The sequence below is a fragment of the Rhizobium jaguaris genome (assembly GCF_003627755.1).
GTDB classification, from domain to species: domain Bacteria; phylum Pseudomonadota; class Alphaproteobacteria; order Rhizobiales; family Rhizobiaceae; genus Rhizobium; species Rhizobium jaguaris.
The window spans coordinates 2,476,860-2,502,466 of the sequence record NZ_CP032694.1; the positions used below are offsets into that span (position 1 = coordinate 2,476,860).

General features: G+C 58.7%; 26 protein-coding genes and 2 pseudogenes. 14 read left to right on the forward strand and 14 right to left on the reverse strand.

Annotated features, from left to right (window positions below; all coding sequences use genetic code 11):
* Positions 1 to 10: 10 nt before the first annotated feature.
* From glf to CCGE525_RS12125, 5 genes are all read right to left on the reverse strand, one after another.
* Entirely contained in the window at positions 11 to 1,186 is a 1,176-nt protein-coding gene (gene glf / locus CCGE525_RS12105) for a UDP-galactopyranose mutase (RefSeq protein ID WP_120704474.1), read from the reverse strand.
* A gap of 72 nt (positions 1,187 to 1,258) precedes the next feature.
* The gene (locus CCGE525_RS39575) at positions 1,259 to 2,458 is read right to left on the reverse strand and encodes an acyltransferase (RefSeq protein ID WP_120704475.1); all 1,200 of its coding nucleotides are present in this window, start codon (positions 2,456 to 2,458) and stop codon (positions 1,259 to 1,261) included.
* Positions 2,459 to 2,460: 2 nt separating this feature from the next.
* Positions 2,461 to 3,600, reverse strand: a complete 1,140-nt coding sequence (locus tag CCGE525_RS12115; RefSeq protein ID WP_120704476.1) for a DUF707 domain-containing protein — start codon at positions 3,598 to 3,600, stop codon at positions 2,461 to 2,463.
* Positions 3,601 to 3,772: 172 nt separating this feature from the next.
* Positions 3,773 to 4,042, reverse strand: coding sequence for a hypothetical protein (locus CCGE525_RS12120; RefSeq protein ID WP_120704477.1), 270 nt, complete (start codon positions 4,040 to 4,042; stop codon positions 3,773 to 3,775).
* Positions 4,043 to 4,100: 58 nt separating this feature from the next.
* Positions 4,101 to 5,570, reverse strand: a complete 1,470-nt coding sequence (locus tag CCGE525_RS12125) for a polysialyltransferase family glycosyltransferase (protein WP_162950159.1) — start codon at positions 5,568 to 5,570, stop codon at positions 4,101 to 4,103.
* Here CCGE525_RS12125 and CCGE525_RS38280 point away from each other — a divergent pair.
* Both CCGE525_RS38280 and CCGE525_RS12130 read left to right on the forward strand, forming a co-directional pair.
* A complete protein-coding gene (locus CCGE525_RS38280; protein ID WP_162950160.1) occupies positions 5,547 to 6,119 on the forward strand; it encodes a hypothetical protein in 573 nt (190 codons plus the stop codon). The genes CCGE525_RS12125 and CCGE525_RS38280 overlap by 24 nt on opposite strands.
* Positions 6,120 to 6,439: 320 nt before the next feature.
* Positions 6,440 to 7,591, forward strand: a complete 1,152-nt coding sequence (locus CCGE525_RS12130; RefSeq protein WP_120704479.1) for a glycosyltransferase family 2 protein — start codon at positions 6,440 to 6,442, stop codon at positions 7,589 to 7,591.
* Between the two features lie 5 nt (positions 7,592 to 7,596).
* On the opposite strand, the gene CCGE525_RS12135 is transcribed toward CCGE525_RS12130, so the two are convergent.
* From CCGE525_RS12135 to CCGE525_RS12145, 3 genes are all read right to left on the reverse strand, one after another.
* The gene (locus tag CCGE525_RS12135) at positions 7,597 to 8,319 is read right to left on the reverse strand and encodes a phosphodiester glycosidase family protein (RefSeq protein ID WP_205587465.1); all 723 of its coding nucleotides are present in this window, start codon (positions 8,317 to 8,319) and stop codon (positions 7,597 to 7,599) included.
* A 96-nt stretch (positions 8,320 to 8,415) separates the two neighbouring features.
* Positions 8,416 to 9,108, reverse strand: coding sequence for a 4Fe-4S dicluster domain-containing protein (locus tag CCGE525_RS12140; RefSeq protein ID WP_120704481.1), 693 nt, complete (start codon positions 9,106 to 9,108; stop codon positions 8,416 to 8,418).
* 101 nt (positions 9,109 to 9,209) lie between these two features.
* Complete coding sequence (locus tag CCGE525_RS12145; RefSeq protein WP_120704482.1) at positions 9,210 to 10,790, reverse strand: trimethylamine methyltransferase family protein; 1,581 nt, start codon at positions 10,788 to 10,790, stop codon at positions 9,210 to 9,212.
* 261 nt (positions 10,791 to 11,051) lie between these two features.
* Between CCGE525_RS12145 and CCGE525_RS12150 the strand changes: the two genes are divergently transcribed.
* Positions 11,052 to 11,753: a corrinoid protein gene (locus CCGE525_RS12150; protein WP_104825124.1), complete on the forward strand. Its 702-nt coding sequence runs from the start codon at positions 11,052 to 11,054 to the stop codon at positions 11,751 to 11,753.
* Positions 11,754 to 11,816: 63 nt separating this feature from the next.
* Here CCGE525_RS12150 and CCGE525_RS12155 read toward each other — a convergent pair whose 3' ends face one another.
* On the reverse strand, positions 11,817 to 11,978 hold the full coding sequence (locus CCGE525_RS12155) for an entericidin domain-containing protein (protein ID WP_120704483.1): 162 nt from the start codon (positions 11,976 to 11,978) through the stop codon (positions 11,817 to 11,819).
* An 18-nt stretch (positions 11,979 to 11,996) separates the two neighbouring features.
* Between CCGE525_RS12155 and CCGE525_RS12160 the strand changes: the two genes are divergently transcribed.
* From CCGE525_RS12160 to CCGE525_RS12190, 7 genes and pseudogenes are all read left to right on the forward strand, one after another.
* Positions 11,997 to 12,635: a DUF1638 domain-containing protein gene (locus tag CCGE525_RS12160; RefSeq protein ID WP_120704484.1), complete on the forward strand. Its 639-nt coding sequence runs from the start codon at positions 11,997 to 11,999 to the stop codon at positions 12,633 to 12,635.
* A gap of 236 nt (positions 12,636 to 12,871) precedes the next feature.
* On the forward strand, positions 12,872 to 13,174 hold the full coding sequence (locus CCGE525_RS12165; protein ID WP_120704485.1) for a virulence factor: 303 nt from the start codon (positions 12,872 to 12,874) through the stop codon (positions 13,172 to 13,174).
* A complete protein-coding gene (locus tag CCGE525_RS12170; RefSeq protein WP_120704486.1) occupies positions 13,167 to 13,745 on the forward strand; it encodes a methylenetetrahydrofolate reductase C-terminal domain-containing protein in 579 nt (192 codons plus the stop codon). The genes CCGE525_RS12165 and CCGE525_RS12170 overlap by 8 nt, the downstream gene beginning before the upstream one ends.
* A 3-nt stretch (positions 13,746 to 13,748) precedes the next feature.
* A complete protein-coding gene (locus tag CCGE525_RS12175) occupies positions 13,749 to 14,855 on the forward strand; it encodes a methylenetetrahydrofolate reductase (RefSeq protein WP_120704487.1) in 1,107 nt (368 codons plus the stop codon).
* A gap of 104 nt (positions 14,856 to 14,959) precedes the next feature.
* Positions 14,960 to 15,925, forward strand: a complete 966-nt coding sequence (locus CCGE525_RS12180) for a methyltetrahydrofolate cobalamin methyltransferase (protein ID WP_120704488.1) — start codon at positions 14,960 to 14,962, stop codon at positions 15,923 to 15,925.
* A gap of 2 nt (positions 15,926 to 15,927) precedes the next feature.
* Complete coding sequence (locus CCGE525_RS12185; RefSeq protein WP_120704489.1) at positions 15,928 to 16,278, forward strand: hypothetical protein; 351 nt, start codon at positions 15,928 to 15,930, stop codon at positions 16,276 to 16,278.
* Between the two features lie 45 nt (positions 16,279 to 16,323).
* Positions 16,324 to 18,326 (forward strand): annotated as a pseudogene (locus tag CCGE525_RS12190) (ASKHA domain-containing protein).
* A gap of 89 nt (positions 18,327 to 18,415) precedes the next feature.
* Here CCGE525_RS12190 and CCGE525_RS12195 read toward each other — a convergent pair.
* The 3 genes and pseudogenes from CCGE525_RS12195 to CCGE525_RS12205 all read right to left on the reverse strand — a co-directional run bounded on the left by CCGE525_RS12195 (position 18,416) and on the right by CCGE525_RS12205 (position 20,453).
* Complete coding sequence (locus CCGE525_RS12195) at positions 18,416 to 19,507, reverse strand: IS630 family transposase (protein ID WP_120704145.1); 1,092 nt, start codon at positions 19,505 to 19,507, stop codon at positions 18,416 to 18,418.
* Positions 19,508 to 19,566: 59 nt separating this feature from the next.
* Positions 19,567 to 19,773 (reverse strand): annotated as a pseudogene (locus tag CCGE525_RS12200) (IS5/IS1182 family transposase); the annotation flags it as partial.
* Positions 19,774 to 19,868: 95 nt separating this feature from the next.
* The gene (locus tag CCGE525_RS12205) at positions 19,869 to 20,453 is read right to left on the reverse strand and encodes a TetR/AcrR family transcriptional regulator (protein ID WP_120704490.1); all 585 of its coding nucleotides are present in this window, start codon (positions 20,451 to 20,453) and stop codon (positions 19,869 to 19,871) included.
* 198 nt (positions 20,454 to 20,651) lie between these two features.
* Between CCGE525_RS12205 and CCGE525_RS12210 the strand changes: the two genes are divergently transcribed.
* Positions 20,652 to 21,050, forward strand: coding sequence for a RidA family protein (locus CCGE525_RS12210; RefSeq protein ID WP_120704491.1), 399 nt, complete (start codon positions 20,652 to 20,654; stop codon positions 21,048 to 21,050).
* A 163-nt stretch (positions 21,051 to 21,213) separates the two neighbouring features.
* On the opposite strand, the gene CCGE525_RS12215 is transcribed toward CCGE525_RS12210, so the two are convergent.
* Positions 21,214 to 22,152 (reverse strand): LysR family transcriptional regulator, encoded by a 939-nt coding sequence (locus CCGE525_RS12215; protein ID WP_205587389.1) that lies wholly within the window; start codon positions 22,150 to 22,152, stop codon positions 21,214 to 21,216.
* Between the two features lie 78 nt (positions 22,153 to 22,230).
* Here CCGE525_RS12215 and CCGE525_RS12220 point away from each other — a divergent pair, with 78 nt between their 5' ends.
* The 3 genes from CCGE525_RS12220 to CCGE525_RS12230 all read left to right on the forward strand — a co-directional run bounded on the left by CCGE525_RS12220 (position 22,231) and on the right by CCGE525_RS12230 (position 24,078).
* Positions 22,231 to 22,476, forward strand: coding sequence for a hypothetical protein (locus CCGE525_RS12220; RefSeq protein ID WP_120706383.1), 246 nt, complete (start codon positions 22,231 to 22,233; stop codon positions 22,474 to 22,476).
* Between the two features lie 75 nt (positions 22,477 to 22,551).
* Positions 22,552 to 22,758 carry a DUF1127 domain-containing protein gene (locus tag CCGE525_RS12225; protein WP_120704493.1) on the forward strand — a complete coding sequence of 69 codons (207 nt, stop codon included), beginning with the start codon at positions 22,552 to 22,554 and terminating at the stop codon, positions 22,756 to 22,758.
* A gap of 300 nt (positions 22,759 to 23,058) precedes the next feature.
* The gene (locus tag CCGE525_RS12230; RefSeq protein ID WP_349644401.1) at positions 23,059 to 24,078 is read left to right on the forward strand and encodes a GlxA family transcriptional regulator; all 1,020 of its coding nucleotides are present in this window, start codon (positions 23,059 to 23,061) and stop codon (positions 24,076 to 24,078) included.
* Positions 24,079 to 24,097: 19 nt separating this feature from the next.
* Here the strand turns inward: CCGE525_RS12230 and CCGE525_RS12235 are convergent, their stop codons facing one another.
* Positions 24,098 to 25,429, reverse strand: a complete 1,332-nt coding sequence (locus CCGE525_RS12235; protein WP_120704495.1) for a diguanylate cyclase — start codon at positions 25,427 to 25,429, stop codon at positions 24,098 to 24,100.
* Positions 25,430 to 25,607: the final 178 nt, after the last annotated feature.

A 25,607-nucleotide genomic window follows, 5' to 3' on the forward strand; every position in this document is an offset into this window, starting at 1 on the left:
GGCCGTCAGCCTATTTCTCGCCGCCAACGGTACGCCCCTCGGTGAAATGCGGAACAATGCGGCTCTCGAACGCCTTCAAGGCCGCGCCGATTGCCTGATGCATGTCGAGATAGCGATAGGTTCCAAGCCGCCCGCCGAAATGGACATTCGTCTCTGCCTCCGCCCGTTCGCGATATCGCAGAAAGACCTCTTTGTCTTGCCGCGTGTCGATCGGATAGTAGGGCTCATCCGCGCGCTTCGCCGAGCGTGAATATTCCCGCACCACGACAGTCTTCTCATTCTGGTAGCTGCGCTCGGGATTGAAATGGCGAAACTCCAGGATACGCGTATAGGGCACGGTCTCATCGGCATAATTCATGACCGCCATGCCCTGAAAATCGCCGGTGTTGAGGGTCTCTTTTTCAAAATCGATTGTACGCCAGCCCAGTTCCCCTTCCGAATAGTCGAAATACCGATCGATGGGGCCTGTATAGACAACAGGCAGATCCGGCGGCAGAGAGGATTTCAGCGAAAAGAAATCGACGCCAAGCGCGATATCGATCTTGGGATGCTTCAGCATTCTTTCGAAGATTGCAGTGTATCCGTCGATCGGCAGGCCCTCGTATTTGTCGTTGAAATATCTGTTATCGAACGTGTAGCGGACGGGCAGCCGCGTAATGATATGCTCCGGCAGATCGCGAGGGTCGGTCTGCCATTGCTTGGCGGTATAGCCGCGGATAAACGCCTCGTATAAAGGCCGGCCGATCAGGGAAATCGCCTTTTCTTCCAGATTGGCTGGATTGCGCCCGGCCATCTCGGCGGCCTGATCTGCAATCAGCGCCCGCGCCTGATCTGGAGAAAGGCGTCGGTTGAAAAACTGAGAGATGGTGCCGAGATTGATCGGCATCGAATAGACCTGGTCCCTATAGGTCGAATAAACCCGGTGCTTATAATCGGTAAATCCCGTGAACCTGTTCAGATAGGTCCACACCGTTTCGTTCGGCGTATGGAAAAGATGTGCGCCATAACGGTGGACCTCAATCCCGGTCTCGCTGTCGAATTCGCTATAGGCATTGCCACCGATGTGGCTGCGGCGATCGATGAGAAGGACATTCTTTTGCAGTTGGTTCGCAACCCGCTCGGCAATCGTCGCACCATAGAAACCTGCGCCGACGATAAGCAGGTCAACGTTGGAAAAATCGATCATGCTCTCAAACTTTCGTTACCGGGAAATCTTGGTGGCGGCTGCACTCGCAACCCTGGGTGTTGTCGACGCCCATTACATCCGTCTGACAATGTTGTGATTTAATATTTCCGCCGAGGCATATCGTTGGAGATCCACGATTTCATCTGCAGCGGGATGTGCCTTTCGAGTCCATGACGCGCGTTCGCGCACGACTTTCGCTGGCGCGCCTGCTGCAACGCAGCAAGCCGGCAACGATTTGGTAACGATGGATCGTGCGCCGACTACCGTTCCGCCACCGATCGTCGTGCCCGGCATAATAATGGCATCCTGCCCAAGCCAGACATGTGATCCGATAACGACGCTCTTCGGAGAGTTGATAATTTCGCCTCTATCGAGGTCAATCAATCCATGGGAGTCCGCGGTCCGGACCCAGACACCCCATGATGACATAAAGTCATCCCCAACCTGCACCGAGTTTCTGGGGCCTTCGATCCAGAAGTTCACTTGACCGGCTGAACTGCCCCTACCTAAAAAGAGGCCTGCCGAGTTGTAACGGAATACGGCCGAGCTTTGAATTTCTCTCTCGACGGCAGAGGCACCAATCACCGCGATGTTCTCGTCTCCCTCAAAGTCGAATACACCGCGAATACTGCTTTGCTGATCGAGAATAACCGCATTAAAGCTGCGACCGTGAAAATGAATGGCGAGATTGACGCGTTTCATCCTCCGATCAATTACGATTAAATTGCGTATTCCGAACGGCCCGAGAATATTGATGCCGAGATCGGCAAGGCGCCCTTGCGTGGCCGGAGTAACTTCGATGATTTCTAGATCATTGATTGCCGGCAGGGAAAAGCCGCTCGTATCGATGCGACAATTATCCTTAAAAGCCGGATGCCCCTGGACTTTTAACCAGAGATCCGAGGACGACTTACTTCGCAGCAAATCCCATATTTCAGAACGCTCCACCAGTATATGAGCACATGCAGATGCATCTTCCTCGCGCATCATTACAATCAGATGAGAGCCATCTGCTTCGGATTTTATGACTCCAGATCGCGCTGTTACCGCACCGGAAGAGTGCCGGAAAAGCAATTCTTTCCCTTCGACATCCCAACTCGTTTCGTTGACATGTTGGTAACCAACGATACTGCCGTCTTGCTCGAAACACATATAGGGCGTGCGAATATCACCATTCGGTCTCAACAGTGCCCATTGTCGCTGCAGGATAATATTTCGGATCTCGGCAGCAGTATCCAATACGTTCTCGCTTATGGCGACGGTTGCCAACATTATCAATTTACCCCGGGTATAGGGCGATACTGAAACCCGTAAGATTGCCAAAGCCCTGCTTGCTCGGCAATTGCGGACCGCACGTCATAGCTCGCGCCGATCGGCCTCGTATGAACTATCCCAACCGCGTCAATAATGCCCATACGCGTCGCGGGCCGGCCGAGGAATGAAGGCCACAAATGGTCCAGACCGTAACCGGAGACGGCATCCTTGATGCTGGCAATGCAGATGCGGAGAGCGCGGCGCGAAAAGAGCGGGCACATGATCTCGACGAAAGGTTCGAAGCGCACGTCGCCGCCTTGGCGCTGGGCCGTTATCGGATGATTGATGTGGCAGCCAGCTTCCTGACGAAGCGATGGCTGCGCCAGATCGAGCCCGTATTTGCGTGACAGATGGAACATTCTGTTCAAATCCGATCCGCTGCACAGCAGATCGTCGTCAGGCAACCAGATGCGATCGTAGTTCCAAAGCGGGCTATCGTCATAAAACAGATCGAAGATCGGCTTGAACTTCCGCTGGTTCGGGGCATGGGTGAGATATTCCGGCGACACCGATGCGTCGGGAATTTCGCTGCCGTACCAGCTTACGCAGAGATCCCAGGTGCGCGTCTTGTCGTCGAGCCCATCGAACCAGCGCGGATGCAACGACGACCCGTTGGCGCGAACGACGACGAGATTTGCTCGGCGCGCCTCCGCTGGCGGCTGCTTGATAAATCTGGCTCGGCGTTCCATGTGGGACGGCGTCGGGGATACCGGATGGGGTGGATGGTCGACCAGGGTTAGAATGTAGACGGCCTCGACACCGGCAAGGATGGCGTGACCGGCAAGTGCCACGACCGCCGAATTCACGACGCGGGCCGCGGTGAATACGATCGTCGGCACACCTTGGCTGTCGAGGATGCAGAGATTTCCATTGGCTACATACCAGTGATCGAGCGATCCGTGGAAGACATTGCCGATCAGTCCTTCGGGCGCAAGCACAAGGAACGGCGCCAACTGCCGCCCGTTCAGATCGCTCAATTGCCAAAATGTTCCGGAGAGCGTCTCTGCGTCCAGAAGCGGAGCCTCGGACCATTGTTCCGCAATTGCCACGCGCTCCGCACGCGTGAGAGTTTGCAGATTGCTCGCTGCAAAAGACGTCATAGACAGCCCCCTATTCCTGGACCTGGAACGACCGTTCGGGAAATGACACTGCAAGACGCCATCAGCCTCGAAACTCACAATCGAACTAGCTTGATGGACACAGTGTCAGCCGTTCCTTTTGCGAAACTTGCGGAGGTCCCAGCCTTAGCGGCCGCCTCCCGAAATCGCGCCGTCAGAAATCGAAATTGACCAGGGCGCCTGCCAATATTGACTGCATTTGGGCCGACGACGTTCGAAACGGCTTTGATATTCTTTCACTCAGCGCATCCTGAGCATTGTGTGATGTCGGCGCCAGGGGAGACGGAGCACCCAGCATGGCAGCTACGGCGTTGGTCTTGGCCGTGTTGCCCGGCATCGCCACAATCGGCGTCGACAGCGTCGCTGCCGCAACGAAATGGCGGAAACGATCCGTGATCGTCAGTTCCGCTGAGCGATGCTGCATCGTCAATTCCTTGAATTGTACCGGCTGCAGGAAATACCCTCACCACCCGAACGCACGCCTACCCCAGACGGTTGAGTTTGCCGGCGTGATTTACCGAAGCGTTATGAAAAGACCTGGCAATCGATGGGATGCTGTCGGGCGTGGCGCCCAGCAACATGTCGACATCGGGCACCGAGGAATCTTGAAGGGACTTCCAGGCAGCCTGCAACCTGTCGATAACAGGACTGCGAATTGTAAATGCCGGTATGCCGAATAATGGATAGGAATGAACAAGAAAACTCGAATATACGGACACAACTGCTGAAATCGTCGGACGATTGGCTAGGATGACAGGCTCGATCAAAGGAGCATCGGTCTCCAGCAGGCGAACGCCGGCCGCCGCTAAGCTCGATTTGCCGAACAGGTCATCGATCGGCGCGCGAGGATGCGGCTTGAGCCAGACATCGAAGCCGGCGGCGCGAAGCATCTTGGCGGCAGGCTCACAAGCTTCGAAGGACAGAGAACGGCTGTTTGGAACGTGTGGTGGAAAGCCCATCGCCAACATGACGATGTTATGAGGATTCTCAAAGATCGGTATGCTGTAGCAGTTTATGCTCTTTTCAAGCAGTTGGGTCAGCAGCTTGACGTCGACAGGCTGCGAAACGATCGATGCGTCGCGCGCGAGCTTAGGCGAAAGCGCGTAGAATCTCGTGTTGTTGTCCTGAACGCGCACGCTCAATGCCTGAGAGTACGTCGTTAAACCTTCTTCAAAAAACGCGTATCGCGAGGCCGGAAATTTCTGGCCCACGAAGCCGGCCATGTGGAAATGAGAGGAATAGACTTCGTCGAAACTGCAATTGAATGGGTTCGAGAATCCGGCGTTGTTCTCGTAATACGCATCATGGCCGACAGTGCGGACGGACGCCCATCTGTCGTACATCTGATAGGCCCACCGCGTGTTACCTTCGGCGCCTTGTCTATCTATCGTAATAAGAAGGTAATCGTCAGTTCCCGAACCCTGCTGCGATGCGAGCGTTGCTGCGACCGCCGTCGCAAAATAGCCAGTCGAAATGAACAGGCGCTTGGGGCGGACAACGCCGGGAATATTCTTTATTGCCAAGGCAACGTCGTGAATGGCGCGCTGGTCGAGAGCTGCCTGCGTTTTCAGAGCTTCTCTGAGTTGCGAAACCTCGAGCCGCAGCGTCTCGGCCGTATTGCGAAGCTCTTCGACCTGGGCCGAAACGATGTCGTCATCCGGCTCGACATCCGTTGGCGCCGCCGCTTCGGAGTGTTCGAGCCCTAGGCCAGCCTGATCCGGCGATGACTGCTCCGGCGGAACTGCCAAAGCGACCGGCGTATCGAATTCGGCGCCGAAGATATGCAGCCACAAGCGCTCCAGCAGATATCCGTAGACCGCCCGGCCCAGCGTTGCTTGATATGTGATTTCGAGGCTCTTGCGGGGCCACTTGGCGATGAGATCGTTGCGAACGGCAAAGATCGCACCGTAGGAGAACACACCAAAAGAATGCGCCGCCGCTTTGTCCGCCAACGCATCGAGCCCGCATTTCCGAAGGAAATCGCTGGCGACGTTCGCGCCTTCCGGTGGATTGCCGTAGATCGCACAATAATCACGGCTGGTGGCGATGGCACCTTCGTCGACGAAATCCCGCGGACCCCAGCTAGACAGCGAAAAACGCTCCGGACGAATGCGCAGACGTCCGCCGAGGCGCCGCTCATATTCGGCGAGCAAGAACGCCGGCGGAATATTCTGATCGGGATTCCATTGCCAGGAAAGGGGCTGCAGGCTGTCCCATTGCCGCCAGTTTTGCAGCAGAGGCAGGAAATCCGGGCTACAGGCGAACGGATCGCCCCGAGTGAAGACCGTGAACGAACTGTCGTCCCGCGGCGTCGTGAGCATATGGTGGATATATGTCTCGGACTCCCGCCCGACATCAGGCCTATCAATGATGTGCTGAGCCCTGTCGATGATGCGCGGATCGCTGATCAGTTCACCCTTATTGTAGATGTAGATCTCGAAATCGGCAGGGATATTCACGACCCAATCGAGAGACTCGTTGTGACGGGCGATAACAATTGAGTTCATATGACATCTCCAGGCACAAGCAGCCGCCGGGCGACGGCATGGATGAATGCGCCTCGATTAACCGCCCACGCTGCCGATCATGCGGTATCAAGTTCGGCGAACCGCTTTGACAGAGGAATAGAAACCAAAGCTTGCACCGGGCTGGAGCGGTATCACGCTTGGTGTGAGCGTGAACTCTCCAGCCCCGCGAAAGCAATCTCTCCTATGGAACGGCAAAGCTTGCGCTCAGAATCGCGCCGTGCCCTGGAGAAGTCGATGTCCCCTATTGAACCCCTGTCCTTTCGATTTGCGTTCCGACCTACAATCGCCAGTTCATGCTCGAGCGCAATGTAAGCTTCCATCTGGAGGCCTTTCGTCGGCTCGGCATTCCCTTTGAGATCGTGATCGTCGATGATTGCTCGACGGACAATACTGCAGCCTATATCCAGTCCATCTCGCATCACCCGGAAATCAATGCCTACCGGCGTGCAAGCAATGCCGGCTTTCTCAGCAACTATGCCTTCGCCATGCAGCGCGCACGCGGTCAATATGCCGTCTTCCTCGGCGACGACGATTTGCTCATTCCGGAAAAAGTCATCGAATACATCCGCCTGATGATGGACGACAAACAGATCGGCATGGTGCAGGCGCCGTGGATGCTGGTTGATGGACGCCCGGGCGGCGGTGACATGCAGCCGTTTTATCACCTGTCCTATCCCGTACGTCATGCGAAGGGCGACTTCCATTCGATGCTGGAATTTATTCTGGAACGGCACGTCTTTCCAGAATTCATGATCATCAGGCGCGACGTCCTTGCCAAGGCCATTTCCAGCCCGACACCCTTCATCTTCTGGGCATTTCTCTATACGACCCGTGCGCTCGACAAGGCCGACATTCTTTTCATGCCCGAGCCCTTCGCGCGTGTGACCGCGGTTTCGGATGACCCTCGGCTGCAGCAGGGCAACAAGGAGTGCATGTTCCAGTGGGATAGCTACAGAGGCGGCCTGGAATATCTTGCCTCGCAAGCCCTTCGCGACGGCCGGCTTCCCGCCGATTACCGGGCGTCTCTGATGCACCGTATCACGCAATTCATGCTCCAGCGCCAGGCCGTAGCGATGCGTCTGCATGTCAACGCGCAGAACTGGGTCGAAGCCTACATTATGTATCATCGCATGGCGGCCTATCACCCGTCGCCGCTGCCGCCGGAATCCTACGATCAGATCCGCAAACTCGCCGGCATCGCAACCGCCGCAACGGAAGCGATCGCATTCAACGGCGAACCCGTCATTGTCGAGCCGATCGTCGACGACGCAACGATCAATCTTCTGTCACCATCGATCCGGGAACGTTTGAGCCGGGAAGCTCCGCAATTCGACAGGTCCGACAAGCCAAGGGCTTTCCTTCGCTTCACCCAGAACTTCCCGCCCAATCCCGGTCCGAAGGACGGGTTGTTCGACATTCTCACCTATATCGAACAGTTCGTTTGAAGCCTTCAGCCCGGCAGCAGCTCCGTCACCGCGATGATCGGGCCGAGCGGGAACAGTTCATCCCGCCTCTGCCATTCCGGTATATCGAGGCTGGAGATGCTGCCATCGAGGAAGAGTGCATTGGCACAGCCGAGATCATCGCGGAACAAGGTCGCAAAATCGTGGAAGCGGACCGCGCCGTCGGACACGGCGAAGACCACCTTGCCGTCTGAGGAGATGCCAACGCCGTTGCGTGTCTTGAAGCTTGTGCTGTCGGCGAGGAACGACGGATGCAGCTTGCCGTCGATCACCAGCATCGGGCCGGATTGCGTCGCGTAAAATGGTTTGATGCCGGAAGCCTCGAAGGCTTTGCTCTCCATGATGCCGGCGTGACCCTGCTCAATATAGAAGACGCCGTTCGGCAGCAGATGGAAATTGCCCCATCCCTTGTTGGTATTGATCGCCCTTTGTTGCTTGCCTTCTTCGATATAGAGGCCGAGCGGCGACTGGTCATCCCTGTACATGCCGCCGTTCATGGCAAATCGGACGTAGATGCGGTCCTGCCGGAGATCGTTTTCCAGCGCCCGGAACGAGCCATAAGGCTTGCCGCTGCGGTCGTTCTCATAGAGCCGAATACCGTCTTTGGCGGGATCGAAGGTACAGACCGTATAGCTGTCGCCAAGATGTAAGACTTTGCGGCAAGCCTCATCGGCAAACGCCGTGGTCCCGCAGACGAAAATGGCTAGCATGGTCAGCAACCGGATCAAACCCACAACTCCGCAGCGAATTTCGCAAGCTTCAAGGCGCAATGGAAATGCGGCGAAAGAAGGAAATCCCTCGCCTTTTCAAGATTGAAGTGCCGCCATGTGAAAGGCAAGCTGCGCCGTCGAATAGCGATAAGCTGATCCCACCGGACAGGCATTGCGCGCCAGGCAGCCGGCGGCCATGCAGCCGATTTTCCCTGCATTCGTGCGCAGATGCGACCGACATGCGGCAACATCGAAATCCGCGCACGTGACGGCATCGACGGGACAGGTGGTCAGGCAGGGTTTTTCGGCGCAATAGTCGCAGGGATGCGCGATGACAGTCCCTGCCCGGTCCTCTTCGATCAAGTCGGCAAACCCAAGCGCGCCCCGATAGCCGTGCCATAGGCCATAATCCGGATGAATCAGGATACCGAGCGGCGATGCCTTCAAACCCTCCGCCCGCATGGCCCACCGCTGAAACGGCTGCCACGGCGGATCGGAGGGAAAATAGGCCGTCGCCCCGAATGCCGCCGCTAGAGGCCCTATGATCGCCTTCGACCAGTCGTCAAGCGGATCGCTGCGGCCGATATTTTCTGGTGACTGCCGCCACCGGGAGAACGGCTGCCAAATCGAACCGCCTATATTGCCGAGCAGGATCACGCTCCGTGCCGGCATCCCATCGGCCAATGACGGTCCCTCGCGTTCGCCGAAGGAAACGATCCCGCGAACGAAAACTCCGTGCGGAGCAAGCGCCGCACGGAGTTCGCTGACAATGACGGAACCGCTGCTCATCGCGGCCCCTTATATTGATAGTGCGGCCGCCAGACCTCTTTCTGAATCAGATCGGCGACGCGTACCGCACCGCCTTGCTCCCTGGCGGCCTCGGGCTCTCTTCAGGTGAAAGCGTCCGGCATCGAATCCTTGCGCTTCTGGATATAGGCCAGCAGCGCCTCGTCGATCGCGGGGTCGAGCGGCGGCGCCTCATAGTGATCGAGCCAGGAGCGGCAAAGCGCATTGGCGCGTTCCTCGATGCGCTTCTGGCCCTCGATCTCCCACTGCTCGAAGGAGTTGTTATCGGCCAGCGCCGAGCGGTAGAACGCCGTCTGGAAATTGGCCTGCGTATGGCCGCAGCCGAGGTAGTGGCTGCCGGGGCCGACTTCGCGAATCGCATCCAGCGCCTGACCGTTTTCCGAAAGATCGACGCCCTCGGCCATCTTCTGCATCATACCGAGCTGATCCTGATCGATCATGAACTTCTCGTAGGAGGAGACGAGGCCGCCTTCCAGCCAGCCGGCCGCATGCAGCACGAAATTCGTGCCGGCAAGCAGCGTCATGTTCAGCGTATTAGCCGATTCATGCGCCGCCTGCGCATCCGGCACCTTGGAGGCGCAGAGCGAGCCGCCGGTACGGAACGGCAGGCCGAGACGCCGGGCAAGCTGGGCTGAACCGTAGGAAACCAACGACGGCTCCGGCGTGCCGAAGGTCGGTGCGCCCGACTGCATCGAGATGGAGGCTGCAAAGGTGCCGTAGAGCACCGGCGATCCCTTGCGGATCAGCTGCGTGAAGGAAGCGCCGGCCAGCACTTCGGCCAGAATCTGCGCCAGCGTGCCCGCAACCGTTACCGGGCTCATTGCGCCGGATAGGATGAAGGGGGAGACGACGGAGGCCTGGTTATGCCGCGCATAGACCTTCAATGCGCCGAGCATGGTCTCGTCGAACACCATCGGCGAGTTGGCGTTGATCAGGTTCAGCGTGACGCAATTATTTTCGACGAAATCGTCGCCGAAAACGATCTTCGCCATGGCGATCGTATCTTCGGCGCGTTCCGGCGCGGTGACCGAGCCCATGAACGGCTTGTCGGAATATTTGATATGGCTGTAGACCATATCGAGGTGGCGTTTGTTGACGGGGATGTCTACGGGCTCGCAAACCGTGCCGCCGGACGAATGCATCGACGGCGCCATATAGGCGAGCTTCACGAAATTGCGGAAATCCTCGATCGTCGCATAACGGCGATTGCCTTCGAGGTCGCGGACGAAGGGCGGGCCGTAAACCGGCGCGAAGATCGTCGCCTTGCCGCCGACATGGGCGTTGCGGGCGCTGTTGCGCGCATGCCAGGTGAATTCCTTCGGCGCGGTCTTCAAAAGTTCGCGGCAGAGCCCCTTCGGGAAATGCACCCGCTGCCCCTTAACGTCGGCGCCGGCTTCCTTCCAGAGCGCCAGCGCTTCCGCGTCGTCGCGAAACTCGATGCCGATTTCCTCGAGCACGGTATCGGCATTACGCTCGATGAGCTGCAGGCCTTCCTCGTCCAGCACTTCATAAACACCGATCTTTCGGACGATATAGGGAAGCGACGGGCCTGGCCCGCCGCCGCTGCGCGATGCGCGCCGTGCGGCCGCACCCCTTCCCTCCCCGCGCGAACGCCGTCCGCCACCATCACCGCCAGCGGCCGGTTGCTCAATGTTATCGTCCATGATGCTTCCTCACTCCTGCGCATAAATGCGTCTGTCATTGCCCCATGCTACCCGATTCCGTCGCACGGACGTTTCTTTATGCGCCAGCGACTAGCATAGGACAGACATGGTCAAGGCGAAATTGCTTCATTTCCTGGCGTCGCGATTTATCTGCGCTACGTCGCTTTCGAAAAGGGTTTTGTCAGGCTTCGGGTCTATCGGTAAAGGCAGCAGTGTTTTATACAAGCCTCTGATGCATCGCACGAAAACGGGATGGAGCGCATGTCTGACGACGAAATCATTCTCGCGGAACTTTCAGACGAGGAACTCGTGCAGCAGATGCATGATGACCTCTATGACGGACTGAAGGAGGAAATCGAGGAAGCGACCAATATCCTCCTCGAACGCGGCTGGACGCCCTACGATATCCTGACCCAAGCGCTTGTCGAAGGCATGCGCATCGTCGGCATCGACTTTCGCGACGGCATTCTCTTCGTTCCCGAAGTACTGCTTTCCGCCAATGCGATGAAGGCCGGCATGTCGATCCTTCGCCCGCTGCTGGCTGAGACCGGCGCACCAAAGCTCGGCAAGATGGTGATCGGCACCGTCAAGGGCGATATCCACGACATCGGCAAGAACCTCGTCGGCATGATGATGGAGGGCGCCGGCTTCGACGTCATCGACCTCGGCATCAACAATCCGGTCGAAAACTATCTCGACGCCATCGAGCGCGAACAGCCCGATATTCTCGGCATGTCGGCGCTACTCACGACCACCATGCCCTACATGAAGGTCGTCATCGACACGCTGAAGGAAAAAGGCATGCGGGACGATTATGTGGTTCTCGTCGGGGGCGCGCCGCTCAACGAAGAGTTCGGCAAGGCAGTCGGTGCCGATGCCTATTGCCGCGATGCGGCCGTTGCCGTGGAAACCGCCAAGGACTTCATGAAGCGCAAGCACAACAGCCACGCGGCCAGCGCCTGATCACGATCAATACCAAGCCGGCGGCACCTATAAGGGTTGCCGCCGGCTGATCGGCACCCCAAATCAGTTGACGACCGCCCTTTTTACGCTGTGACCGGCACTCTCGGTCGCGTTGACGGCATTGGCTGTGTCCCTGCCCATGCCGCGAATTGTGTTGGCGCATGAAGCGAGCACCATGAGCATTGCGCAGGCAGCAGCGATTTTGGTGAGTGTCGGTGCAGACATGATTGGAGCCTTCTCTGAATGGATATTGATCGGCAAGAGGCGGAGACAGCAACTCCGCGAGATGAACGCATAATCGCGCAAAAAGTTCATGTGATCGCGTGCGGTGCAATCGCGCGCGAGATACTGGCGATCGCCCGAATCAATAGCCTCGATCATATCGACCTGCACTGTCTTCCCGCCATCTATCACTCCTATCCACAGAAGATCGCGCCCTCCCTCGAGGAGGCTATCGCGGGCGCGCGCTCGCGCGGCTTCGAGAAGATTTTCATCGGCTATGCTGACTGCGGCACCGGAGGCGATATCGACAAGATCTGCGAGCGCGAAGGCGTCGAACGCCTCTCCGGCCCGCACTGTTATTCTTTCTTCAGCGGCAACGAGGCCTTCGCTGCTCGCGAAGACGACGTCACCTCGTTCTTCCTCACTGATTTCCTCGCCCGCCAGTTCGAATCCTTCGTCATCGTACCGCTCGGCCTCGACCGGCATCCGGAGTTGAAGGAAATGTATTTCGGCAACTACCGCAAGGTCGTCTATCTCTCGCAGGAAGAAGACCCGGCGCTGCAAGAAAAGGCAAAAGCGGCGGCAGCCTATCTCGGTCTCGACTACGAATACCGCTTCACCGGCTACGGCGATCTCGCCCGCGAATTGCTGGCCGTCTGATTACGACATTGTCTTCGGCCACCCCAATTGCGACGACCACGGGACACGGTCATGCTGGCTATGTTGAAAGCCCAGAATCCCAGCGAAAAACAAGACGATGTCACTTATAGGTGACTAGAGGTAACGGTTGCGCAGACGGTTTCGACACCGCGTCGTTTTTTGGCATGGGCCGCGTCGCCGCAAGCGCAGTCCCCGGATCGGCAGACGTGCATTCTTGATCAAAGAGGAGAATTTGCATGGCGGATCGCATTGTCGTCTATTGGCGGGACATTCCCGCCCAGGTCATTATCAAGAAGGGACGGCAGACGGCGAAGCGCGAACTGTCGCTCCGTTTCACCGAGGCAATCGACATGTGCGCCATGCGCACGGGTGCCGCGGAGACGGATGACTATCTGGCTGAATGGCGCAAAGCCGATCCTGTGGCCGTCTCAGACGATCTCGAGACAGAGGCCGACAAGGCCGCAAACGAACTCGAAGCGGCCTATGACCGAGAGCGCCTGGTGGCGCTGGTAAAGGCCGGGGGCCGCGACAATGGCTGACGCCGTCCAGAAACCGGGCAATGCAGCAGCGGGCGCGAAGGCGGCCAGCGGCGCCTATACGCCCGCCGGCGTTTCGCCGAGCCGTCGAGCACGCCGCAAATACACCGTCCGCCTCTGGGCCGTGCGCAATTCGCGTTTCCTCGAGTGGTTTTATCACCGCTTCGCCGATGCCTTCCTGCTTTTGCATCCACTCTGGAAATCGATCGGCTATGAGCGCGTCGAACGACCGATCACCTTTGTCGAGCGCAATGTGAAAGGGTTTCTCTTCGATTGCCGTATGTGCGGCCAATGCGCTTTGTCGTCGACCGGCATGTCCTGTCCGATGAACTGTCCGAAGCAGTTGCGCAACGGCCCTTGCGGCGGCGTGCGCGCCAATGGCAATTGCGAAGTCGAGCCCGACATGCCCTGCGTCTGGGTGCAGGCCTGGAACGGCTCGCGCAATATGGTCAATGGCGATGCGATCTTGAAGGTGCAGAAGCCGGTGAACCAGTCACTGCGCGAAACATCCTCCTGGCTGCGCGTGACGGCGGAGGCCGCGGCCGCGCGTGAAGCGGCGAAGAAGGAAGCGTGATCGATGGCACATATCGATGAAAATCCGCTTGGCGCGCATCTGCCGCTCGATCCCCTGCCCGGCCATTCCTCGCTCGGGCGGCTGGAGCGCGTGCTGCGTCGCGGCGAATTCGCCGTCACCGCCGAGCTGAACCCGCCCGATAGCGCCAACGCCGAAGACGTCTACGAACGCGCCTCGATCTTCGATGGCTGGGTGGACGGCATCAATGCGGTCGATGCCTCCGGCGCCAATTGCCACATGTCCTCGGTCGGCATCTGTGCGCTGCTGACGCGCATGGGTTATGCCCCAATCATGCAGATCGCCTGCCGCGACAAGAACCGCATCGCCATTCAGGGCGACGTGCTCGGCGCTGCCGCCATGGGCGTTTGTAACATCATGTGCCTGACCGGCGACGGCGTGCAGGCGGGTGACCAGCCAGGTGCCAAACCGGTATTCGATCTCGACTGCATGTCGCTGCTCGAAACCGTGCGCATCATGCGCGACAACGCCAAGTTTCTTTCCGGCCGCAAGCTGACGTCACCGCCGAAAGTCTTTCTCGGCGCTGCCATCAACCCGTTTGCGCCGCCTTATGACTTCAGGCCCTATCGCCTGGCGAAGAAGATCGAAGCCGGCGCGCAGTTCGTCCAAAGCCAATATTGCTACGATGTGCCTATGTTCCGCGACTACATGAAAAAGGTCCGCGATCTCGGCCTGCATGAGAAGTGCTTCATCCTCGTCGGTGTCGGACCGCTGGCTTCCGCCAGAACCGCGCGCTGGATGCGCTCGAACGTGCCGGGTGTTCATATTCCCGATGAGATCATCAAGCGCATCGAAGGCGCCGAGGATCAGAAAAAGGAAGGCAAGCAGCTCTGCATCGACATCATCAACGAGGTGAAGGAGATCGAGGGCGTTTCCGGCATCCACGTCATGGCCTACCGCCAGGAAGAATATGTCGCAGAGATGGTGCATGAATCGGGCGTGCTGAAAGGCCGCCAGCCATGGAAGCACGAGGCGAACCGAACCGACGTGCTCGTTGCCGAGCGTCTGGAACACATCCGCGGGGGGATGGAGGAGAACCAGCAGCAGATGGCCGAAGCGGCCGCTCATCATCCGCCGCACCAGACGCATTGAACCAGAATGTTGGCAACAGGCCCGCAGAGGGCAGGCCTGGCTTGTAACCCAAATCATCGCACGATAGACCACCTCTATCGGGCCAACTGACCAGAGGATCAGACATGACGCGCACCATCGTTGCTTCAGCCACTCGCGAAATCATCATCGGTTTCGACCAGCCTTTTTGCGTGATTGGCGAACGCATCAACCCGACCGGGCGCAAGAAGCTGGCCGCCGAGATGATCGAGGGCAATTTCGACACCGTCATCAAGGACGCGCTGGAACAGGTAGCCGCCGGCGCGACCATGCTGGATGTCAACGCCGGCGTCACTTCGGTCAATCCGAACGAGACCGAACCGGGCCTGCTGGTGCAGACGCTGGAAATCGTTCAGGGCCTCGTCGACGTGCCGCTGTCGATCGACAGCTCGGTGACGGCTGCCATCGAAGCGGCGCTGAAAGTCGCCAAGGGCCGGCCGCTGGTCAATTCCGTGACCGGCGAGGAGGAAAAGCTCGAAGCCATCCTGCCGCTGGTGAAGAAATACGATGTGCCCGTCGTCGCCATCTCCAACGACGAGACCGGCATTTCCATGGACCCCGACGTTCGGTTCGCCGTCGCCAAGAAGATCGTCGAACGCGCCATGGACCACGGCATCAAGCCGCATGACATCGTCGTCGATCCGCTCGTCATGCCGATCGGCGCGCTCGGCGACGCCGGCCGTCAGGTCTTCGCGCTGCTGCACCGCCTGCGCAACGAACTGAAGGTCAACACCACCTGCGGCCTCTCCAACATTTCCTTCGGCCTGCCGCATCGCCATGGCATCAATGCCGGCTTCATCCCGATGGTGATCGGTGCCGGCATGACCTCGGCGATCATGAACCCCTGCCGCCCGCAGGAAATGGAAGCGGTGCGCGCCGCCAACGTGCTGAACGGCACCGACGCGAATTGCACCAACTGGATCATGACCTATCGCGACTACAAGCCTGCCGAAGGCGGCGCAGCGGCGCCAGCATCGGCTGCTCCCGCCGCTGGCGGCGGCCGTCGCGGCGGTCGTGCTGCGCGTGCGGGTGCGGGAGCTGCGAGGGAATAACGATGCATCCGAGCCGCCGTCTTTCCAACGATCTCGCGACGCTCTGGTTTCAGGCGCCGATGGTGATCGCGATGCGCACGCAGCAAATGTGGATGGCGGCGATGACCGGCGGCACCGCGAATGCCGCGGAAATCAACCGGATGGTCTCGGAAAAGATGATGGCTGCAGCGGAAAGTGCCGTCGCTGCCAATATAGCCATGACCCAACAGAACATCACAGCAATGACGGCGATGGTAACGGGCGGCGGCACTTCGTCACGCCGCGCGGCCGACGCGGTCGCCCGGGCCACCGTCAAGCCCTACAGCAAGCGCGTCCGATCGAACGTGCGCCGCCTCACCAGGCAGAAAGGCTGATCCGTGGCCGAAGCCAGCGACAGCACGAACCCCCTCGTCCTCTTCATGCCCTCCGGCAAGCGTGGCCGTTTTGCGACCGGCACACCGGTATTGGAAGCAGCGCGGCAGCTTGGCGTCTATGTCGAGAGCGTCTGCGGCGGCCGCGCGACCTGCGGGCGCTGCCAAGTCTCGGTGCAGGAAGGCAATTTCGCCAAGCACAAGATCGTCTCCGCCAACGACCATCTCTCACCGATCGGTCCGAAAGAAAGGCGCTACGCCGAGGTGCGCGATCTTCCCGAGGGACGACGCCTCTCCTGCTCGGCGCTTATCCAGGGAGATCTCGTCATCGACGTGCCGCAGGATACGGTGATCAATGCACAGGTGGTGCGCAAGGCCGCCGATGAGCGCGTCATCGCCCGCGATACGGCCGTGCATATGTGCTACGTCGAGGTCGAAGAGCCGGATATGCACAAGCCATCAGGCGATCTCGACCGGCTGAAAGCGGCACTAGCCGCCGACTGGAAATACGACAATCTCGAAGTCGATTTTCACATCATTCCGCAGGTGCAATTGATCCTGCGCAAGGGCGAGTGGAAGGTCACGGCCGCGATCCACCGGGATCATGAGAGCGACCGTCCGCGCTTGATTGCGCTTTATCCGGGCCTGAAGAACGAAGCCTATGGCATCGCCTGCGACATCGGCTCGACGACGATCGCCATGCATCTCTCTTCGCTGCTATCAGGCCGCACGGTGGCATCGGCAGGCGCATCCAATCCGCAGATTCGCTTCGGCGAAGACCTGATGAGCCGCGTCTCCTATGTCATGATGAACCCGGACGGCCGCGGCGCCATGACCAACGCCGTCCGCGAGGCACTGAGCGGACTGATCGACAAGGTCTGCGCCGATGGCGGCGTGTCGCGCCAGGACATTCTGGACACCGTCTTCGTCGGCAATCCGATCATGCATCATCTCTTCCTCGGCATCGACCGACCGAACTCGGCGGCGCGCCTTTCGCGTTGGCCGTTTCAGGCGCCGTGCATCTGACCGCGGCTGAAATCGGCCTGTCGATGAATGCCGGCACGCGCGTCTACATGCTGCCCTGCATCGCCGGCCATGTCGGCGCCGACGCGGCAGCCGCGACGCTGGCCGAAGGGCCACACCGCCAGGATGAAATGATGCTGCTGGTCGATATCGGCACCAATGCCGAAATCGTGCTCGGCAACCGCAACCGCGTCGTGGCGGCGTCCTCGCCGACCGGCCCCGCCTTCGAGGGTGCGGAGATTTCCAGCGGCCAGCGCGCCGCCCCCGGTGCCATCGAGCGCGTACGCATAGATCCCCTGACGCTGGAACCGCGCTACCGCGTCATCGGCATCGAGCCCTGGTCGGACGAGCCGGGCTTCGAAGAAGCAGCGGCAACCGTCGGCGTCACCGGCATTTGTGGTTCAGCCATCATCGAGGTGGTCGCCGAGATGTTCCTCACCGGCATCATCTCCGAAGACGGCGTCGTCGACGGCAGCATGATGGCGCGCTCGCCGCGCATCCTCCAGAACGGCCGGACCTTCTCCTACCTGCTGCGCGATGGCCAGCCGCGCATTACGGTGACGCAAAACGACGTGCGCGCCATTCAGCTCGCCAAGGCCGCCCTTTATGCCGGCGTCAAGCTGCTGATGGACAAGCAAGGCATCGGCCATGTCGATCGCATCGGCCTTGCCGGTGCCTTCGGCACTTTCATCGATCCGAAATACGCAATGGTGCTTGGCCTGATACCGGACTGCGCCCTCGACAAGGTGAAGGCTGTCGGCAATGCGGCCGGCACCGGCGCGCGCATGGCGCTTCTCAATCGTGGCCATCGCCGCGAAATCGAGGAAACCGTCAGCAAGATCGAGAAGATAGAGACGGCTCTTGAATCAAAGTTTCAGGAGCATTTCGTCTACGCCATGGCGCTCCCGAACAAGGTCGATGCTTTCCCTCAACTGTCGAAGGTCGTGACATTGCCGGAGCGCAAGCAGCTTGCCGACGACGCGAGCGGCGAAGGCGGTGGCCGCAGACGTCGCCGCAGCCGCGAGTAGTTGCCAGCGCGCAGCCTCAAGCATGTCGCGCAAAAGTGCGGAGTGGTTTTGCGATAACGAAAACTAGTCAGCTGAATCGGAAATTCGTGTCATAAGCTGTTGTCGACCTTCTGACAGAAGCGTTTGACGGCGGCGAGAATGTCGTCTGCCGATTTGGTCCACCGATACGGCTTGGGATTTTCGTTGTGGCGCTCGATGAAGCTTTTGATGTCGGCTTCGAGTTGAGCTGTCGAAGTATGGACGCCACGACGTAATTGCTTGCGGGTTAATTCCGCAAACCAGCGTTCGACTTGGTTGATCCATGAAGCCGAGGTTGGGGTGAAGTGCACGTGGTAGCGTGGCCGCCGCAGCAGCCAGTTCTTGATCGATGCAGTTTTGTGCGTTGCATAGTTGTCCATCACGATATGCACGTCCAAATCGGGCGGCACATTCGCATCGATCTGCTTCAGGAAGTCGAGGAACTCGGTGGCCCGATGCCGCTTGTAGCATTTGCCGATGACAAAGCCGGAGGCGACATCCAGAGCTGCAAACAACGTCGTTGTGCCGTGGCGAACATAAGAATGGGTACGCCGTTCAGGCACGCCAGGCATCATCGGCAGGACTGGCTGCTCGCGATCGAGTGCCTGGATTTGGCTCTTCTCGTCCACACTGAGAACCAGCGCCCGATTGGGAGGCGACAGATAAAGACCGACGATGTCGCGGACCTTATCGACGAACAGGGGATCGCTGGACAGCTTGAACGTCTCAGTGCGATGCGGCTGCAGGCCGAAGGCGTTCCATATCCGGCGGATCGTCGTGTGCGAAAAGCCGGCGACTCCTGCCATCGAGCGGATCGACCAGTGGGTCGCATCGCTTGGCGTAGAACGCAGCGTGCGCTCGATCACAGCAGCAATCTGATCATCGTCGATCGTTCGGGGCCGGCCAGGGCGAACTTCGTCGAGCAGGCCATCGAGCCGATCTTTAAGAAAGCGCCGTCGCCATTTGCCAACCGTATGTTCATGTACGCCAAGTTCGCTCGCAACGGTCTTGCTCGCAATCCCGTCGGCGCAGCGAAGAATGATCCGGCACCGCTCAGACATGGAACGAGCAACGCGATGTTTACGAACCTGTCGCTCTAGATATTCCCGCTCCGCCTCGCTCAAAATCAGGGGTGCCGTCGGTCGGCCAGTCGCATTTGCCATTGCTCAACCTCCCATGAAGAGGCCAAGCGTACAATGTAATGAACTTCTGTTCCAGGTGACTAGGCCGTAGCTTCATAAGCGCGAAGCCAAAGCCGCATTGAGGCAAGCTGAACCATAGCGAGGAAGTTGGCGGCGAGCTTGTCATATCGGGCGGCGACGCGGTAGAAGTGCTTCAGCTTGGAGAAGAAGCGCGCAATGAGGTTGCGCTGGCGGTAGAGGCGCTTGCTGAAGCAAGGCTTCCAGCGTCGGTTGCTCTTCGGCGGGATGAGCCCTGAATCGGAATCCGGCGCGATGTGAAAGCAGCTAGTCGACAAACGACCTCATAAGAGACATTTGTCGCGACCGGAAGCGGACACGCGTTCTAAACGCCGGTGGCCGGATTCTGCTCGGTCAACAAGCCTGTCGCCATTATGCGGAACGCCTCAGTGGCTCTGGGAAGAACCAGGCTTGGCTCATCGCTTGCCGCCACCCACAAAGCAGCATTCAGCGCCGCGCCGTTGAGAAGCCGCGCCGCCGCCTCGACATCGACTGGCTTCACGATCCCGTTCGCGATCAGCCGGCCAACGGCTTGCTTCGTCATTTCCAGACAAGCATTCTGGCTTGGCCATCGTGAAGGGTCCCCGAGGAATGCCGGCCCGTCCAGCAAGACGATCCGACGCACCTCCGAATCGAGCGCCATTTCGATATAGGCCGATCCTTCCGCAAGCAGACCTTCCCAATCGTTCGGCGCGGCTGCCCCCACCTCTTGCGCCCGCCGGGCCATTTCGCCGTCGACTTGAGCGACTACGGCAGCCAGCAGTCCCTTCTTATCACCGAAATTGTGGTAAAGCGCTCCGCGTGTGAGGCCGACATCCGCAGTGAGTTCGTCCATTGAGGCCGCGGCAAAACCTTTGGCGGCAAAGGCCCGGCGAGCCGCCGAGACCAATTTGGCACGGTTCTCTTCCATGGTTTCAATGCGTCGTTGTGGGGTCACGAGGTGCCTCTCCTTTCACATACGAAGCGTATTTCGTTTGACATACGCTACGTATGTCAGCTATTCACATACGTAGCGTATATCAAAATGCGCCGCATGCGAGAAGCCCCGGCCGATGCCGCAATGACCCGCCATCATCCAGGCAACTCAGTTTCCAGGAAGGTTGATACCATGACTAAACGCAATGCTGTTTTTCCGATGAACCGTCACGCCCTCTACGAGGCCCACGGCTATTCAGCTGCCATCGCGTCCGGCGATCTTCTGTTCGTTTCCGGTCAAGTGGGAAGCCGCGCCGATGGCTCGCCGGAACCGGACTTCGCCGAGCAGGTCCGGCTGGCCTTTTCCAATCTGGAAGCAACGCTGGCTGCGGGCGGTTGCACCTTTGATGACATCGTCGACGTGACGACTTTCCATACCGATCCCGAAAATCAGTTCGAAACGATCATGGCGGTGAAGAGCGAGGTCTTCTCGCAGCCGCCTTATCCGAACTGGACCGCGATCGGTGTCAACTGGCTCGCCGGCTTCGACTTCGAGATCAAAGCGATCGCTCGAATCCCGGTTGGAATCTGACGCCTCGACCTGCAGGCTATCAGCACGATATGGCAGCTTTGCTTTTAGCGTGACCGGCGAGCTACCGGCCCGCTCGCCACCTCATCTCAGCCGTTCGAATTTATGGGTTTACGGCCTAAGAAACGAAAGCGCAAAGAGCGAGTTCCAGAGATCGCGGTGCGCTTTAGGCTGCGGCGCGTGCAATCTCCACGAATGCATTGCGGATACTGTCCGCCACGGCCTTCATCGGGCCGGTCATCTGCGATGCCGTCAGCAGGCGGATGTCGAAAGCGGTGAGCTCCGGCAGCCCTTCGTTCGGGCCGAGGACAGTCATGTCATCGGTCACGTAGGAGCGCGGAAAGGGAGCAATCGCCAGGTCCGAGACGACGGCGGCGCGCTGTGCCATCGTATGGGCGCTAAGATAGGAAACACGGTAAGGCCGCTTCTGCCGCTCGAGCTGCGCCAAAGCCTCCGATCGCCAGATACAGCCATCTTCCCAAATCGAAATCGGCAGCGGATCGCGGCGATAGGCCGTACCGCACTTTGCACCGGCCCAGACCAAGCGCTCGGTGTAGATGACCTCGCCTTCGGTCGGAAAAGGCCGCGTCGCGCAGTTGATCAGCGCCAGATCCAGCCGCTGCTCCTCGATACGCTTCTTCAACTGAAGACTCATGTCGACGGTCACATCGACCATGATGCCCGGATAACTCTCTGAAAAACTCTTCAGAATGCTCGGCAAAAGGCGCTCGCCGATATCATCGGGGGCGCCAAGCCGCACAACGCCGCTAAGCTCGGGCATGATGAAGCGCGACACGGCCTCATTGGAGAGCGCCAAGATGTTGCGGGCATAGGAGAGCAGCATCTCGCCATGCTGCGTCAGGCTGACCGAGCGCGCGTCGCGCAGGAACAACGTCACACCCAACTGCTCTTCGAGCTTCTTGATCTGCATCGAGACGGCAGACGGCGTCCGGTAAACCGCATCGGCAGCAGTCGAGAAATTACCGGTTTCGGCGATGGCGACAAAGGTGCGCAGAACTTCATTGTCGAGCAGCGGTATGGGCCGGCGGAACGGTACGGTCATAACGGTGTCCTTCAATTTTTCTGATTTTAAGCACCATATCATTTCATTTGTCTGAATGTCAACGAAGCACCATATTAGTCCTAACGAAATTGATACCGACAGCCGAAAGGAGCAATGACCATGGCTGGCACAGCACTTCGAGAGGCATCTCGCTTATTCAATCTCATGCGCGCCCGCGAAATTCAGCGTACGGCGCAGCACACGCTTGACGAAATTGCAACGCGCTTTCCGGCGCATCTGATCGATGACGTCAACGCTCGCGGCCTGCCGCCGGATCGTGTGCTCTCTGCCCACGAACGAAAGCCCGCCAATGTGCGATCGTTCAAGAATACTAATGGCAGCTATAAGATCTATTCGCTTGATTGATACGTGAACCACACCCATATTAGCTCGTAAAGGTCGCGACCTTTCGGGCGTCTAAGAACCGAAAGGAACCTGGAAATGACGACGATTACCTACAGAGATACCGGCAGAACGCGGAGCACGCTTCCGTCGGGCAGCGGTTTTGTGCAGTTCGTCACGCGGATTGCCGATCGCTGGCAGCAATGGCGCTCCGAGCGCGAGCTCGAATCTCTTTCAGACGACATGCGCAAGGACTTGGGCTGGCCGGCCGTTGACGAAACCAAGAATCCCAGGGCTACCCGATGATTGCGATATCCCATAAATTCTGAAGGCGACGCTCAATCATAACGAGTGTCGCCTTTCGAACATTTATCCATCTGAGTGCGTATTCGGTTTTATTTTGATTACTGCCCGCATATATATTTGGTTGCTTCTGGAAATTGCTTACCCGCCACGCCTGCTTTCTTTATAGCGACAATTTTAGTGAGCTTGCACAAATATCCCTTTGCGGCCGCTATTATCCATGCCAATGTCGCTATTAGACCATCGAGCCGACGCGTTTGACGCAAGGTTACGGGATGGCCGTGGAGGATGGATTTTCCTGATATGAGCAAGACTCCGATTAAGACGCGTTCCCTGGTTTTCTTCCTCGTTCCCCATTTTACCATGCTGCCGTTTTCCGCTGCGGTCGAAACGCTGCGGATTGCAAACCGCATGCTTGGTTATCCCGCCTACACTTGGCGGCTTGCCTCGACCGATGGTCAGAAGGTCTATTCCTCCAGCGGCATCGGCCTTGAGGTCAACACGTCGCTAGCCGACGAACGGAGGAATCTCGGCGGTGAAAACCGGCCGAACATGGTACTCGTCTGTTCCGGCATCTATGTCGAGGAGTTCCACAACAAGTCGGTCAATGCATGGCTGCGCGAGACCTACAATCGCGGGGTTGCCGTCGGCAGCCTCTGTACGGGCGCGCATGTGCTGGCGCAAGCCGGCCTCCTGAACGGCAAGCGCTGTGCCATTCACTGGGAAAACCTCCCGGGCTTCGCCGAGACCTTTCCGCAGGCTGAAGTTTATGCCGATCTCTACGAAGTCGACAGCAATCTCTACACCTGCGCCGGCGGCACCGCTTCACTCGACATGATGCTCAATCTGATCGGCCAGGATTTCGGCGAAAACCTTGTCAACCGCGTCTGCGAGCAGCAGCTGACCGACCGCGTCCGTAGCCCGCATGACCGCCAGCGCCTGCCCCTGCGCGCCCGTCTCGGCGTCCAGAACGCCAAGGTGCTGTCGATCATCGAGCTCATGGAAAGCAATCTCGCCGAGCCACTGTCGCTGCTCGAGATTGCCGACGATGCCGGCCTGTCGCGCCGCCAGATCGAGCGCCTGTTCCGACAGGAAATGGGCCGCTCACCCGCCCGCTACTACCTTGAAATCCGCCTCGACCGCGCGCGTCACCTGCTGGTGCAGTCCTCCATGCCGGTCGTGGAAGTGGCTGTTGCCTGCGGCTTTGTTTCCGCTTCGCATTTCTCGAAGTGTTATCGCGAGCTCTACAATCGTTCGCCGCAGCAGGAGCGTGCTGAACGCAAGCTCACCATGTCGTCCAACCGTACGGGCGTCGTCGTCTGACACTGGCCGATGGAAGCGGTTATTCCGCCGCTTCATCGGTCATCTTGATGTCGGAATAGACCTGATTGCGGCCCTTGTGCTTGGCCATGTAGAGAAACTGATCGGCGGCGTTCAAATAGTTTTCAAACGCCTCATAGCCCGCAATCTCGGCGACACCGATCGACACGGTCACCGAGAGTTCCTCGTCGTCCGCAATCACCTTCAAATTGGAAAGATTGACGCGGACCTCGTCGCAAACCGCAGTCGCAGCGCGTGAATCCATCTCGGTAAACAGAATAGCGAACTCCTCGCCGCCGAGCCGGGACAGCAGGTTTTCACTGCCTTCGAACAAGGAGTGAAGCCGGCCGGCCACGGCCTTCAGCACCTGATCGCCGATCTCGTGGCCATAGGTGTCGTTCAGATGCTTGAAATGATCGATGTCGAGGATCGCAACCGAGGTCGGCCGGTGATGGCGCAGGCATTCATTCACGATCCGCGGGCCGTGATCGTAGAAATAACGTCTATTATAGAGCCCGGTCAGATAGTCGCTTGCCGCGGCGGCGCGCAATTGCTTGAGCTGCATCAGCGTTTCGACATTGAGCGCGATACGGCATTGCAGCTCTTCGGCCACGAACGGACGATAGATGAAATCACTGGCGCCGGCCTTCAGAAACGTCGCCGAGAGCAGACGGTCGGTCGAAGAGGATATGCCGATGACGCGCATCCGATCCGAACCATAGCGATGGCGAATGCGCCGGGTCAGTTCGTAGCCATCCATGTCGGGCATATGATGGTCGGTCACGACCACTTCGATGTCGCCATATTCGTCAAGCACCGCCAGGGCTTCGACGCCGGTACCCGCTTCGGCGACCTTAAACTGCTGCGCCTCCAGAAGCTCCACCAGCACACGCCGTGCCGACGGCAGGTCATCCACCACCAGCACGCGTGTGCTGCGATTGGAGATGGCGCGCCGCACGGTGGAAACGAGATTGTCGAGCGCGAACTCGTTGTCCTTCAGGACATAGTCGACAATGCTGCGCTCCATGATGCGGTTGCGCATATCCATGTCGAAAGACGCGGTGAAAACGATGGTGGGAATATGGTGGGCGATGGCAACATCCAACGCCTCGCCGTGCGGTGAATCCGGTAAATTGAGATCGACCACCGCCATGGTGAAGCCATGCTCGTCTACCGCCAGCGCCTCATTCAGCTGCTTCAGCGAGGCGCAGTGGGTGACGCTCAGCCCGAGTTCAGTTTGGAACCGATGAGACAGCACGGAAGAAAACATACGCGAATCCTCCACCAGAAGTATCTTCTGGCTGCCGCGGCGATGGCTATGGCCATCGCTGAGGAAATCCGCGCGGAACACCATTCCCTTTACGTCCTCCCAGACCACACGGCACGCACCGATCGGCGTTGCACGTTATGAGCGAAACAGCATCGCCCCTCAGTTCCATCGTGAACAGGATTCGTGAAGAAATTGGAACCACAGATTGCAGAAATCTTGCACAAAAGATGAATTATCCTCATATTTTGTATTTCTGAATATC